This is a genomic window from Pantoea sp. B9002 (assembly GCF_013385945.1).
Classification (GTDB): domain Bacteria; phylum Pseudomonadota; class Gammaproteobacteria; order Enterobacterales; family Enterobacteriaceae; genus Pantoea.
In genome coordinates, this window is sequence record NZ_JACAPA010000007.1 from 1 (window position 1) to 13,531 (window position 13,531).

The 13,531-nt window shown below is 56.2% G+C and carries 15 protein-coding genes; 3 read left to right on the forward strand and 12 right to left on the reverse strand.

Going from position 1 to position 13,531, the window contains the following annotated elements:
• Nucleotides 1-40: 40 nt before the first annotated feature.
• The 3 genes from HX773_RS04540 to HX773_RS04550 all read right to left on the reverse strand — a co-directional run bounded on the left by HX773_RS04540 (nt 41) and on the right by HX773_RS04550 (nt 2,617).
• On the reverse strand, nt 41-1,057 hold the full coding sequence (locus tag HX773_RS04540) for an NAD(P)-dependent alcohol dehydrogenase (protein WP_176970598.1): 1,017 nt from the start codon (nt 1,055-1,057) through the stop codon (nt 41-43).
• Between the two features lie 151 nt (nt 1,058-1,208).
• Nucleotides 1,209-2,225 carry an NAD(P)-dependent alcohol dehydrogenase gene (locus HX773_RS04545; protein WP_176970599.1) on the reverse strand — a complete coding sequence of 339 codons (1,017 nt, stop codon included), beginning with the start codon at nt 2,223-2,225 and terminating at the stop codon, nt 1,209-1,211.
• A gap of 122 nt (nt 2,226-2,347) precedes the next feature.
• Complete coding sequence (locus HX773_RS04550) at nt 2,348-2,617, reverse strand: hypothetical protein (protein WP_101761136.1); 270 nt, start codon at nt 2,615-2,617, stop codon at nt 2,348-2,350.
• Nucleotides 2,618-2,897: 280 nt separating this feature from the next.
• Between HX773_RS04550 and HX773_RS04555 the strand changes: the two genes are divergently transcribed.
• The 3 genes from HX773_RS04555 to HX773_RS04565 all read left to right on the forward strand — a co-directional run bounded on the left by HX773_RS04555 (nt 2,898) and on the right by HX773_RS04565 (nt 5,252).
• Entirely contained in the window at nt 2,898-3,458 is a 561-nt protein-coding gene (locus HX773_RS04555) for a thioredoxin (RefSeq protein ID WP_176970600.1), read from the forward strand.
• A gap of 115 nt (nt 3,459-3,573) precedes the next feature.
• Complete coding sequence (locus HX773_RS04560; protein ID WP_176970601.1) at nt 3,574-4,497, forward strand: extracellular solute-binding protein; 924 nt, start codon at nt 3,574-3,576, stop codon at nt 4,495-4,497.
• Complete coding sequence (locus HX773_RS04565) at nt 4,497-5,252, forward strand: molybdenum ABC transporter permease (protein ID WP_176970602.1); 756 nt, start codon at nt 4,497-4,499, stop codon at nt 5,250-5,252. The genes HX773_RS04560 and HX773_RS04565 overlap by 1 nt, the downstream gene beginning before the upstream one ends.
• 92 nt (nt 5,253-5,344) lie before the next feature.
• Here the strand turns inward: HX773_RS04565 and HX773_RS04570 are convergent, their stop codons facing one another.
• From HX773_RS04570 to HX773_RS04610, 9 genes are all read right to left on the reverse strand, one after another.
• A complete protein-coding gene (locus HX773_RS04570) occupies nt 5,345-5,815 on the reverse strand; it encodes a heme-binding protein (protein ID WP_176970603.1) in 471 nt (156 codons plus the stop codon).
• Between the two features lie 86 nt (nt 5,816-5,901).
• Nucleotides 5,902-6,513: a response regulator transcription factor gene (locus HX773_RS04575; RefSeq protein WP_176970604.1), complete on the reverse strand. Its 612-nt coding sequence runs from the start codon at nt 6,511-6,513 to the stop codon at nt 5,902-5,904.
• Nucleotides 6,514-6,517: 4 nt separating this feature from the next.
• The gene (locus HX773_RS04580) at nt 6,518-7,825 is read right to left on the reverse strand and encodes a sensor histidine kinase (protein WP_255433175.1); all 1,308 of its coding nucleotides are present in this window, start codon (nt 7,823-7,825) and stop codon (nt 6,518-6,520) included.
• 284 nt (nt 7,826-8,109) lie between these two features.
• A complete protein-coding gene (locus tag HX773_RS04585; protein WP_176970606.1) occupies nt 8,110-8,886 on the reverse strand; it encodes an ABC transporter ATP-binding protein in 777 nt (258 codons plus the stop codon).
• Nucleotides 8,883-9,569, reverse strand: coding sequence for an ABC transporter permease (locus HX773_RS04590; RefSeq protein WP_008109229.1), 687 nt, complete (start codon nt 9,567-9,569; stop codon nt 8,883-8,885). Before HX773_RS04590 ends, HX773_RS04585 begins: the two co-directional genes overlap by 4 nt.
• 9 nt (nt 9,570-9,578) lie before the next feature.
• The gene (locus HX773_RS04595) at nt 9,579-10,298 is read right to left on the reverse strand and encodes an ABC transporter permease (protein WP_008109228.1); all 720 of its coding nucleotides are present in this window, start codon (nt 10,296-10,298) and stop codon (nt 9,579-9,581) included.
• Nucleotides 10,299-10,310: 12 nt separating this feature from the next.
• Nucleotides 10,311-11,159 carry a transporter substrate-binding domain-containing protein gene (locus HX773_RS04600; protein WP_176970607.1) on the reverse strand — a complete coding sequence of 283 codons (849 nt, stop codon included), beginning with the start codon at nt 11,157-11,159 and terminating at the stop codon, nt 10,311-10,313.
• 16 nt (nt 11,160-11,175) lie between these two features.
• The gene (locus tag HX773_RS04605) at nt 11,176-12,366 is read right to left on the reverse strand and encodes a M20 family metallopeptidase (RefSeq protein WP_176970608.1); all 1,191 of its coding nucleotides are present in this window, start codon (nt 12,364-12,366) and stop codon (nt 11,176-11,178) included.
• A gap of 249 nt (nt 12,367-12,615) precedes the next feature.
• Entirely contained in the window at nt 12,616-13,506 is an 891-nt protein-coding gene (locus tag HX773_RS04610; RefSeq protein WP_176970609.1) for a LysR substrate-binding domain-containing protein, read from the reverse strand.
• Between the last annotated feature and the right edge of the window lie 25 nt (nt 13,507-13,531).

Sequence of the window (13,531 nt, forward strand, 5' to 3'; positions counted from 1 at the left end):
GTCGCCATTCATGGCGACCTTATTACCAACCGCACCGTCCTTAAAAATCGGCCTTCAACACCACGCGATAATTGGCTTTCCCGGTGCGCAGATGTTCCAGCGCGTCATTCACCTGCGACATCGGGAACTCTTCCACCTGCGGCGCAATATCGCTGCGCGAGGCCAGTTTCAGCAAGGCACGCAATTGGCCCGGTGAACCGGTTGAGGATCCGGTTAACGCGCGGTCGCCAACAATCAAACTGAACGCCGGCACTTCAAACGGCTTCATCACCGCGCCAACGGTGTGGAACGCGCCACGGCGCGCCAGCGCCTGAAAGTACGGCTTCCAGTCCAGATCCACCGCCACGGTGCTGATGATCAGATCAAACTGCCCTGCCAGCGCACTCAGCGCCTGCGGATCGCGGCTGTTCACCACCCGATCGGCACCCATCGCTTTAATCGAATCGGTTTTCGCGGCTGAAGAACTGAACGCGGTAACGTGTGCGCCCATCGCCCGCAACAGCTTGATCGCCATGTGTCCCAAACCACCAATACCGATTACGCCGACGCGGCTGGTGGCGGAGATGTTGTGCATCAGCAGCGGTTTGAACACGGTAATGCCGCCGCACAGCAACGGGCCGGCGGTAGCGATATCCAGCGCGTCCGGCAGCGGAATCACCCATTGCCAGTTAGCGCGCAGATAGCTGGCAAAGCCGCCGTGATTATTGATGGTCGAGGTTTTGCCGCTTTCGCAGTTTACCTGATCGCCTTCAATGCAGGCATCGCAGTGCTGACAGCTTTTCGCCGTCCAGCCAATGCCCACGCGCTGGCCGATTTGCAGCCCTTTGTTTTGCGCCGCTTCACCCAAAGCCACCACGCGGCCAATCACTTCGTGACCGGCTATCAGCGGATAGCGCGAGCCGCCCCATTCGTTATCGATCATCGACAAATCAGAATGGCAGACGCCGCAATAATCCACCGCGACCTGCACATCTTCGGCGGCCAATGGACCGGCATCGTATTCGTAAGGCACCAGCGCCTCACCCGCTTGCAGAGCGGCATAGCTGGAAATCTTCATTGCTGTCCTCGAGTTGGAGTGGCTGACAGCAGTTTATCAAAGCGATGCGTAATTATATGCCGAACAATCAGGGGATTAAGGCTGAGGATGCTGTTTGGGAGGGAGGTGCGATAGGTAAATCGGTGCGCATTATTGCGCACCGTACAACGGATTAAAAATCGGCTTTCAGCACCACGCGGTAATTGGCTTTACCGGCGCGTACGTGATCCAGCGCTTCATTGATTTTAGACATCGGGAACTCTTCCACCTGCGGCGCGATATCCGCACGCGATGCCAGTTTCATCAGTGAACGCAGCTGGCCTGGCGAACCGGTAGAGGAACCGGTCACCGCGCGATCGCCCATAATCAGGCTGAACGCCGGCACTTCAAACGGCTTCATCACTGCGCCGACGGTGTGGAATTTACCGTGCGGAGCCAGCGCCTGGAAGTACGGCGCCCAGTCGAGATCCACCGCCACCGTGCTGATGATCAAATCAAACTGACCGGCCAGCGCATTCAGTGCCTGCGGGTCGCGGCTGTTGACCACGCGGTCCGCACCCATCGCTTTGATTGACTCGGTTTTGCTGGCGTTGGAGCTGAATGCCGTCACTTCTGCACCCATCGCACGCAGCAATTTAATCGCCATGTGGCCCAGGCCGCCGATACCGATCACGCCGACGCGGCTGGTGGCGGTGACATGATGCATCAACAGCGGTTTAAACACGGTGATGCCGCCACACAGCAGCGGACCCGCCGAGGTGTAATCCATCGCTTCTGGCAGCGGGATCACCCATTGCCAGTCGGCGCGCAGATGGCTGGCAAAACCGCCTTTGTTCATGATGGTTGGCACCGAACCGTTCTCACAGTTGACGTGCTCGCCATTGATACAAGCATTACAGTGCTGGCAGCTTTTCGCCGTCCAGCCGATGCCCACGCGCTGGCCCACTTTCAAGCCTTTATTCTGCGCCGCGTCGCCTAACGCGCTGATGCGACCAATCACTTCGTGGCCGGCAATCACCGGGTACGAGGAGATGCCCCACTCGTTATCAATCATCGACAAATCTGAGTGACAAACACCGCAGTAATCGACCTCAACCTGCACCTCTTCAGCAGCCAGCTCACCGGCTTCATACTCATGAGGCACCAGCGCTTCACCCGCGTTCAAGGCGGCATAACTTTTGATTTTCATTACTGTCCTCTGTATCCACGTTTTTGACAGGGCAAGTCTAGCAGAGCGTGTTTGCCGCTCTTGACCATAAATCCGTCACTTAGCCGCTTTAACGCGATTAAACCGCTGAAAAGCATCAAGGGTTAAAGCGGATCGTGATTAAGCGGCGTGCGGTACGCGACGCGCGCCTCTTCAATCAGTTGGCTGGCGGTCACCGTGGGCGGCAAGCGCGTCAGCACTTTGCTCGCTTGCCAGTAACACAACACCATAAGTTCATCGGATTCGCTTTCCGCCATCTCCAGCAGCCGCTCGCGCAGAGTGGGAACGTCCAGCGTTTGGTGTTCATCCATTAACTCGGCAATGGTTTCATTGAGAACCTGATGAATGATTTTCCAGGAGAGATTGGCAAACACATTGAACCTCGATGCTCTTGACGTTTGGCTCCAGGCAAATGAATCAAAAATGCTACAAGTAAGAAGATTGAAACAGGATTAACTATAGCCGCTTATTTTCTGTGCAAGGCCGTTGTAGGCTGAGTTTCTTGTAGCTCGCGGATCTATAAAACGATTTTTTTTTCGCTACATTTGCAGCCATCGAATGGCCTTGTAACAAAAAAGCACAAGCCTGCGCTGGCTGTCCGCGCAGGGCTTTGCCAAAGTAAGGCAACTTTTATCGCTGCAACAGGGAATTACCATGAGCCAATCCACCGCATTACACGCCGATCCGCTGGTTTGGGGCCACGGCCCGAAAGTGTTCGAAGTGTTTCTGGAACCGACCTGCCCGTTCTCCGTGCGCGCATTCAACAAGCTGGACGCGCTGCTGCAACTGGTGGGCGAAGAGAAGATGACGTTAAAAATCCGTTTGCAATCACAGCCGTGGCATATGTATTCCGGCGTGATTGTGCGTTACATCCTTGCCGCCTCAACCTTGCCGGAAGGCAAAGCAGCGGCCAAAAAGGTGCTGCAAGCGGTGGCGGATCATCGCGAAGAGTTCGAGTTTACCGATCACAGCCACGGCCCGAATATGGACGCCACGCCGCATCAGATTCTCGATCGTCTGGAGCAGTACAGCGGCGTTAACGCGCGCGAACCCTTCCTGCGTGCCGAGCTGCAGAATGAGATTAAATGGCACAGCAAATACTCGCGGCAAAACGGTATCCACGTTTCTCCGACCTTCATCACCAACGGTTTGGTGCAGTTGGATATCGGCAGCGGCGACGAGATCGAATCCTGGGCGAAACGCATCCTCGCTTAACCGCATCGGCCCGTTGCGGCGGGCCTTTGGTATGATTTCGCAATAGATTTTCGCTTGCACTGCTTGCCTCAATTCCGATAATCGCTATTTACCTAATTATATAGCGAGAAAGGGAATGCGATTTACTCACCTCACTGTGCTGCTGCTGACTGTCGGCGCGGGCGTTAGCTGGCATGCACAAGCGGATTCCGATATCCGCGTAACTTATGCCGGTTCTATGGGCAAAGTGATGGACCAATCATTAGGTCCAGCCTTTGCTAAACAAAATAACGGCAGGTATGAAGGTCAGGGTCAGGGCGCTTATGGCATGGCGCGTTTGCTGGCGAGCAAGAAAATCACCGCCGATGTGTTTGTTTCAATCACGCCGGGACCAATGCAGATCCTGAAAGATGCCGGATTGATTGATGATGCGATTCCGGTGGCGAGCACCAGCATGGTGGTGGCGTACAGCCCGAAAGGAAAATTCGCGCAGCAGTTCGCGCAGGCCAAAGGCAGCGATGCCAGCTGGTTGAAGGTGCTGGCAACGCCGGGCATTAAGTTTGGTCGCACCGATCCGATCAACGATCCGAAAGGTCAAAACATCATCTTTACCCTGCTGCTAGCTGAGAAGTATTACCAGCAGCCGGGCATCGCCGACAAAATTATGGGCGGCTATCAAAATCCGGCGCAAACCCATCTGGAAGGCGGCCTGCTGACGCGGCTGGAGAGCGGCCAGGTTGATGCTGCAGCCGGTTACGAGAGCGAAGTGATCTCCGCGCATCTGCCGTATGTGGCACTGCCCGACGAGATTAATCTGAGCAATCCGGCGATGGCAAAACAGTGGTATGACACGGTGAGTTTCAGCGTGAAAGACAGCGCGGGCAACGACAAAGTGCTGCACACCCAGCCGTTGGTTTACTACGCCGCGGTGTTGAAAAACGCCCCGCACGGCGCCTCAGCCGGCAAAGCCTTTGTTGATTTTATGCTGAGTCAGCCGGGTCAGGCGCTGTTTAAACAGAATGGCTATGCCGCGCCGAAAGGCGGTTCGATCTACCGATAATGAAAACCCGTCACACCACCGCGCTGTGGCTGTCGCTACCGGCACTGCTGTTGCTGGCGGTGCCTTTTCTCACGCTGATTGGCGTCACAAACTGGCAGCATCTGCAGCTGGCGTGGGGCGATGGCAATGCTATCGCCACGTCGCTAGGTTTGGGGGTGATCGCGCTGTTGCTGATTTTTGTCAGTGGATTGCCGCTAGCATGGTGGCTGTCACAGGCACGCGGTCGGGCACGGTTAATCGTCGAACTGCTGGTGATGATCCCGCTGCTGACGCCGCCGCTGGCGATGGGCATTTTGTTGGTGAGCGCTTACGGACCCTATAGTTTGCCGGGCGAGCTGCTGGAGAAATTTGGCTGGACGCTGGTCAACAATCCGGCTGCATTTATTCTCGCGCAATGGTACGGCGCGCTGCCCTACTTCGTCACCACCGCGCGTTCCGCATTTGCCGCTGTGCCGAAGGATATTCTGGAAGCGGGTCGCACGCTGGGTGCATCGCCGTGGCAGCGTTTCTGGCGTTTGTCGATCCCGCTTGCCGCGCCGGGACTGGCAACGGCCAGCGCACTGGCTTGGGCGCGTGCCATGGGCGAGTTTGGCATCGTGATGATCTTCGCTTATTTCCCGCAGGGCATGCCGGTTCAGCTGTATAACAATCTGCAAAATAACGGCATCGATGCAGTATATGTGCTGCTGTGGTTGCTGCTGCTGTTTACCTTGCCGATGCCGCTAATCTGTTTTGCAGTGTCGCGCCGCATGTAACCAGGTCGCCATGAATGGCGACCCTACAATTGTTTGGCGGGGTTTTCGTAGGGTGCGCATTTATACGCACCTGGTCGCCATGAATGGCGACCCTACATGACTTTCAACGCATCCATCGCGCAGGCTTCATCCAGATGGCCGCCTGGTGCGCCGCCGATGCCGATTGCGCCAATCACCTGATCGCCGCTTTTCACCGGCACACCGCCCGCCAGCAGCAGGAAGCCTGGGATATCACGCATGTTCTGCGCACCAGCATTATTCTGGGCGGCTTCCATCACTTTACCGCTCGGGTTTTTGGTGCTCAGCGCGGTGTAGGCTTTCATCTGGCTGGCTTCAACGGTATGCGGACCGGCGTTATCCATGCGCTGCACCGCTTTCACCACACCAGCACGATCAACCACGGTCACAGCCACGTTGTAGTTTTTCGCCGCGCACGACTGAATCGCGGCGCTCGCCAGCTTCTGTGCGTCAGCCAGTGACAGGTTGGATTCGGTTAATGCAGCGTGGCTGCCGAAGGATACAAAGGCCGCCGCAGCGGCAATCAGAGAAAGGCGGATGTTCATGTGTCACTCCTGTTTAATAGTGAGTGACACTGTAAAACGCGGCTGAGAAAAGAAATATTCGGGCGATTACCCGTTCGGCCTGGTAGTTATACCTGGTTCAACTGCTGCCAGGCGTGAATCAACTGTGCGAGATTATTGAGTTCCAGCTTGGCAAACACCGCCGCGCGATGCGCTTCCACAGTGCGCGGCGAAAGTGATAAATCACGCGCGATCTCTTTGCTGGTTTGCCCGGCAATCATCAACTGCATCACTTCATTTTCACGCGCCGATAATAGTGCAAACCGCGCCTGCAAACCCTGCTGCGACTGCCAGCGCTCGGCACGCTGTTCACTTTCGTTGAATGCCAGATGAATGGTTTCCAATAGCGGTTCTATGTCCAGCGGCTTGGTGTAGAACTCAAACGCGCCCTGACGAAATGCGCGACGACAGGCATCAATGGTGCCGTGACCGGTCATGATGATCACCGGCAGCAGCGGATGGCGATCGCCCTGCTCCGCCAGCCAGCTCAGGCCGCTAATGCCCGGCATGCGCACATCCAACAGCAAGCAGCCGCGCAGCGGTTCCTGCGCCTGCGTAGCCGCTTCAAATGCGGCCAAATCGGCAAAATCTGCCACGTCGTAATCCAGCGTCTTAAGCAGAAAACCGAGCGATTCACGCACGGATAAATCATCATCCACTAACCAAACCTTTGCGACCATTCCGTTACTCCGCCAGTTGGAAAATTAAGGTAATCTCCGCGCCGCCTGCAGCGCGATTTGCCAGCCGCAGCTGGCCGTTCATGCGTAACATCAAGCTCTCGACCAGCGTCATGCCTAGTCCCATGCTGTTGGCGCGCGAGCTGTAAAACGGCATGCAAGCCTGCGCTAATCCTTCCGCCGAGAAGCCGGGGCCGTTATCGCTAATGATGATTTTGATGCCGTGTGGAATAGGCTCAGAGGCAATGTTTACACACGCATCGGGACGTCCTTGCTGCATGTGAATGGCGTTTTGCAACAGGTTATGAAACACCTGTTCCAGCCATTGGGGATCGCTCAATACTTTTGCCTGACCGTGCTGCCACTGCTGCCGCAGCGCGACATCGCCGTCATCCAGTTCCTGTTGCAGCAGCACCGTCACGCGCCGCCAGACGGCTTCCGGGTTCACGGCCGTCATCGCCACCGGACGCTCGCTCACGATGTCACGAAAGCGTTGCAGCAACGCCGCAAGCCGCTCGGTTTGCAGGTTCATCGCATTGAGCGCCTGCGGCAGATTCTCGTACTTGCCCTGCTTCAGCAGCAGCTGACTGCTGTGCAGCCAGGTGTTGATGGCCGTCAGCGGCTGATTGATTTCATGAATGATGCCAGCGGTAAACTCGCCCAACGCTTCACGTCGGGTACGTTGAAAATAGTCGGCGCGCAGACGCATCTCCACGTGCTGACGCCAGTGACGCAGCAGCCACCAGCCCAATCCGCCAATCACCAGCCACAACAGCAGCGCCAGGGTAAATGGCAGCGCATGCAGCGCACGCCAGTCAGGATTGGCGCTGCCTTTCAGCAGGAATGGCTGATAGTGATTGATGAACGGCCGCTGCCATTGCCAGCGCGCGGTGTCCGAATAGTTCGCAGTTTGCATGGCGGGCGGTGCGTGGATATGAAAAGCCAGCGCCAGCGCTACATCCGAGGTTTGTAGCGCAAAATGCAAATCGATCAGCATGCGGATCTGGCGATAAGGATTGTAGAGCCAATAGCGCCCGCCGCTGATCTCTTCGATACGCGGCGCGGTTAACGGGCGATTTACAGTGTGCTCCAGCAGGACAAGCTGCGGGAATTTGCTCTGCAAAGAGGCGAGGTCTTCATCGCCATTCAGCAGCGGCAGCAGCGTTTCGTTTTGCGTTTGATAGGTCGCAAGGCGATTAAACTGTTGATTAAAATGCGCCTCGCCGACACGCTGCTGCTGCAAAATTTGATCGGCAAATAACGCTATCAAGGTGATCAGCGTTAACAGTAGCCAGACCAGCCAATACCTTTTCATCCATGGTCGGTAAGTGTGCGGCATAGAGTTCCGTGGTTATGCAGTAAAGAAATACTCCATCGAAGGAGGCCTGACTAAAGTCAAACGTTGTAACCTGCGCCGTTGAGGGATTCAACGACTTTTCCCGGTCAGCATGTGTTTTCAGAAGTCTGCCTGGCGCGTGGTCGCTGCTATTCGGACCAACAGTTGCAACAGCAATGGCTTTAATTACGAGGAAATTAAGGGAAAACATAAGGTGCACCAGCTCGCTCATGGAGCTGGTGCAAACAGAAAGGAAGCTGTTATTAACTATTCCGATTTAAGTGACTGCTCACAAACGCGCGACAGCGCGCGGAGATGGGATCGCTGAACACTTGCTGCGGCGAACCGGCTTCTTCGATCTTGCCCTGATGCAGGAACACCGCTTTGTTCGATACATCGCGCGCGAAGCCCATTTCGTGCGTGACGATGATCATGGTGCGCCCCTCTTCCGCCAGGCTGCGAATCACGCGCAACACTTCGCCCACCAGCTCGGGGTCAAGCGCGGAAGTCGGCTCATCAAACAGAATGGCTTTCGGCTGCTGCGCCAGCGCACGGGCAATCGCTACGCGCTGTTGCTGACCACCCGAAAGCTGCGATGGCCACGCGTTACGTTTCTCGTATAAACCCACTTTTTGCAGCAGCGCTTCGGCCTCTTCAATCGCCTCTTTACTGTTGCGCTTCTGCACATGAATCGGCGCTTCAATGATGTTCTGCAATACGGTTTTGTGCGGCCACAGATTGAAACTCTGGAAGACAAATCCGAGCTGCATACGCATCAGCTTGATACGGCGCTGCTGCTCGCGGCTCAGCTTCTCATCGGGATTATCGATAGTGACCACTTCGTCACCCACCGCAATTTCCCCGCCCTGCGGCACTTCTAAAAACGGAATGCAGCGCAACAAGGTACTTTTGCCTGAGCCGCTGGCACCAATCAGTGAAATCACGTCGCCATCCTGCGCCGTCAGGCTGATATCGTGCAGCACTTCGTGCCCGCTATAACTTTTTCTGAGATGACTCAGGGCGATAGTGGGTTTACTCATGGACGTGCTCCAACGTGATAAGGGGACAAACGGCGCTCCAGCAGCGCCACCGCTTTACTCACCAGCACGGTCAGTAGCAGATAAATAATCGCCGCGCTGATAAACACCTCCAGCGCGCGGAAGGTCTCAGAGACGATTGAATCAGCGATGCCGGTCATCTCCATCAGACTGATGGTGCTGACCAGCGAGGTCGATTTGATCATCGAGATAATTTCATTGCTGTAAGCCGGTAATGCCTGACGCACCGCCAGCGGCAGCGTGATACGGCGCAGCGTGGTGAAGCGCGACATGCCGCTCACTTTGGCGGCTTCCAGTGACTGCACGCTCACCGCGTTAAGCCCGCCGCGCAGAATCTCCGAGGTGTAAGCCGCATCGTTGAGCACCAGCGCAATCAAACCGCACCAGTAAGGATCGCGCAGCAGCGGCCACAACACGCTTTCGCGTACCGCTGGCAAGCTGCCGAGGCCGTAATAGATCATGAAAATCTGAATCAGCAGCGGCGTGCCGCGAAACACCCAAACATAGAAACGCGTAACGTAGCTTCCGAAGCGATTCTGCCGCAGCAGATTGAGCAGCAGCGCCAATACGCCGCCGCCCAACAGCGACAGCAGCGCCAGATTCAGCGTCAGCGGCAGGCCGCGTAGCAATGCAGCTAAGGTGTGCTGCAGGAAAGTGACATCCATCGTGGCTCCTTACAACCGCGCGCGTTGTTGCCCGCGCATGGCCACTTTTTCCACATAGCGGAAAACAAAATCGGAACAGGTGGTGATGATCAGGTAGATCACCGCGCCAACGCTGTAGAAGAAGAACGGCATTTGCGTCGAGTTGGAGGCGGTGGAGATCTGGTTCATGGTTTCCACCAAACCGGTGACCGAAACCAGCGCCGACTCCTTGATCACCGATTGCCACTGATTGCCCATGCCCGGCAGCGCGGTTTTCAGCGCCTGCGGCACAATCATGCGGCGGAACAGCATCAAACGGCCCATGCCCGTTACCGTTGCGGCTTCCAGCGTGCCTTTCGGGATCGCGTAGAACGCACCGCGGAACACGCTACTTTGATAGGCGCCGGAGATCAGGCCGATGGCGATCGCGCCAGCGACAAAGCCGTTCACATCAAACGGTCCTTGCAGGCCAAGACTTTCCCCGACAAACGACACCACCTGACGTCCACCAAAATAGAACAGGTAGATCACCAGCAGCTCCGGCACACCACGAAACAGCGTGATGTAGCCGTTGGCGAGCCGCTGCTGCCAGCGCCCTCCACCAATCTGCATCCAACACAGCAGGCTGCCGAGGATTGCGCCCAGCAGCCATGCACACAATGAAACGGTGACGGTCACCGTGGCGGCGTTAAGCAACACGCCGCCCCAACCTTCGTCACCAAAACCTAAGATTTGCCAATCAATAGCCATAAGCGCCTGGAATTACTCTTTAGGTGCGACGTTTTCGCCAAACCATTTTTCAGACAGCTGCTTCAGCGTGCCATCTTTGATCATTGAATTTAACGCGGAATCCAGCGCCGCTTTCAGCTCTGGATTGTTTTTCTGAATCGCGATAGCGGAACCCTGGCCCAGCACGCCGCCCGAGAAACCGTAACCGGTGCTGTTAACGGTATCCGCATGCTTTTTCACATAGGCATTCAGGTTGGTGCGTGACGCCATCACCGCATCAACGCGGCCGTTGAGCAGATCGGCGAAGGTTTCCGGGCCAGCCTGATACGTGCGAATTGTTGCTACATCCGCCAGATATTTGTTGAGGAAGTCCGCCTGAATGGTGGCAACCTGTACCGCGATGGTTTTGCCTTTGAATTTGGCTTTCAGCGCATCGATAGATTTGGTCATCGCGGCTTCGTCATCCGCCAGCACCACTTCGCCATTGCCGGGCAAGGTATCAACCGCGCTGCCCTTCAGGGTGACGAAACCAGAAACACTCACGGTGTACTGGCGTGAGAAATCCACCACTTCTTCACGCTTCGGCGTGACGGTCACGGCATCGATCACTGCGTCATATTTGCCGTCTACCAAACCCGGAATCATGCCGGACCATTTCTGCGCCACGATTTCGTATTTGAAACCGGCACGTTTGGCGATTTCAGCCACCATATCCGGCTCATAACCGACGATTTTGCCGTTCGGCGTAGATTGGTTAAACGGCGGATAAGCCGCCTCAGTGGCGAATTTCAGCGTGCCAAAATCTTTTGCCTGCACCAGAGCAGAAGAGGCAAGCAGCAGCATGCCCACAGAAGCGGTAAACAGTCCTTTACGCATCATCATAAAACCTCGAAGTTCGTTATTTTGAGAGTAAATCAATGGCTAAACGGGCTAATGCCTGCGTGCCGGCATGGATACTGCGCTCGTCGGGTTGGTAATCCGAATTGTGCAGATGGTCGTCGCGTCCCGGTGCGCCGGATCCAATGTGGATCTGGCAGCCGGGCGCGCGCTCGGTAAACAGCGAGAAATCTTCGGCACCAAAGCTGGCGCTCGGTTTGGCGATAATCGCTTTACCAAACTGATGCGACAAAATCGGTTCCAGCGCATCAATCAGCGCATCGTCGTTCATCAACGGCGGTACGCCGCGCTGATAATTGACCTCAACGCGCACATTCAGCGACAGCGCGACGCCCGCGCAGATGCGTTTGAACGCCTCTTCGATGTGCGCACGCGCCGCCGGTGATTTGGCGCGTACCGTGCCCTGAATCAGGCAGCTATCGGAAATAATGTTGTGAGTGGTGCCGCCATGAATGTGACCGATGGTCAGCACCGCTGAATTGGCGGGATCGAGTTCGCGCGAAATAATGGTTTGCAGCTGGCTCACCAGATTGACAGCGGCAATGATCGGATCGGTTCCCATGTGCGGACGGGCGGCGTGCGTTGATTTACCGTGCACCACCACATCAAACTCATCGCTGGAAGCGGTGCTGGCGCCGCGCGTTAAGCCGATTTCACCGGCGGCCAGTTCCGGTTTGTTGTGCAGCGTAATGGCCAGATCGACGCCATCTGCCGCGCCATCAGCGATCATCGCTTCGGCCCCGCTATCGGGCGTCTCTTCCGCAGGCTGGAAAATCAAACGTAAAGTGCCATGCAGCTGCGCGCGGTAGTGCGGCACAATCGCCGCCACGCCAAGCATGGTCGCGGTGTGAATATCGTGGCCGCAGGCGTGCATTTTACCGGGATACTGGCTGCTGAAGGGCAAGCCGGTTTGTTCGTGGATTGGCAAGGCATCCATATCTGCGCGTAACAGCACGGTTTTACCGGGATGCGCGCCGACAATATCAACCATCACGCCGGTTCTGCCGACGCCGGTTTTCGGCGTCAGACCGAGGCGCAGAAGTTCCTGATCCACGATGTGGGCAGTGCGAACGGTGTCAAAACCCAGTTCCGGATGCGCGTGAATGTCACGGCGGATGGCGATGAGATGCGCCTGCATGCTTTCGCTTTTGGCGCTGATGTCCCTGGCTAAAACATCTTTATGATCGGTCATATGCAATGATCTTTTTCAGGCGCGAGCCTGGCCTTTATGGCATTTTTATTAAAATTGACTCCGTATTTATTCACAGCACCCGACAGAATGCAACGCGCAATCCTTTGCTTTACTTGCTGAATTTTCGCGATATTTTGCTAATTCACTGCCTTGACAGGATAAAACCCCATGTCTGCATCATTAAGCAGTTATAACATTCATGATCCTGCGCGGATCATCAGTTTTACTGATTTCGTTATTGAACAAATATCAGCCGCTAACCTGCGCTAAAAGCCAATCGCGTACCGCCATCACCGGCGCCTGCTCGCGCGGACGGCGCGGCCACACCAGATACCAACCGGCATCCATAATCATTTGCTGCGTAAACGCGGCTACCAAACGTCCGCTGGCTAGATCGTTCTGCACAAAATGCGGGCTGGTGAGCGCCATGCCCTGCCCGCTGATCGCCGCTTCCAGCGCCAGCGCGGTTTGATTGAAACGCAGATGATGCTGATGATGCAGCGATAAATTCGGGAAGGTAAACGCGAGAAATGCGGGCCACAAATGGTGACCATCGTGCAACAAGGCGTAGCGCTGGCAGTTATCGCTTTCGGCCGGATCGCCCAGCTCGGCCAGCAGCGTAGGACTCACCACCGCTAATACCGTTTGGCTAAACAGCAAGGTGGCATCCAGACCCGCCCCAAACGGCGGCCTGCCGTAACGCACCGCTAAATCAACGCCTTCATGATGAAACTGCACCAGCCGCTCTGAAGCCAGCACGCGCAGATCGATATCCGGCCACGCGGCGGTAAAGCCCGGTAAACGCGGCAGCATCCAGCGGCTGGCAAAGGTGGGCGTTACGCTCAACGTTAAGCGATTCGGTTCCGGGCGCAGTGTGCGTGTGGCTTCATCGATCAGTTCAAACGCCTGACGAATGCTGACCGCATAGCCCGCACCCGCGCCGGTCAGCGCCAGCGTGCGCGGCAATCGATCGAACAATTTCAGCCCAAGGCTGGCTTCCAGACCGCGAATTTGCTGCGCCACCGCGCCCTGGGTTACGCCTAACTCTTCCGCCGCCAGGCGAAAGTTAAGATGGCGCGTCACCGCTTCAAACACTTTTAACGCATTGAGCGGCGGAAGTTCGTTGAATCCCTGACTCATCCTGTAGTTTTCCTATCGTCAAATG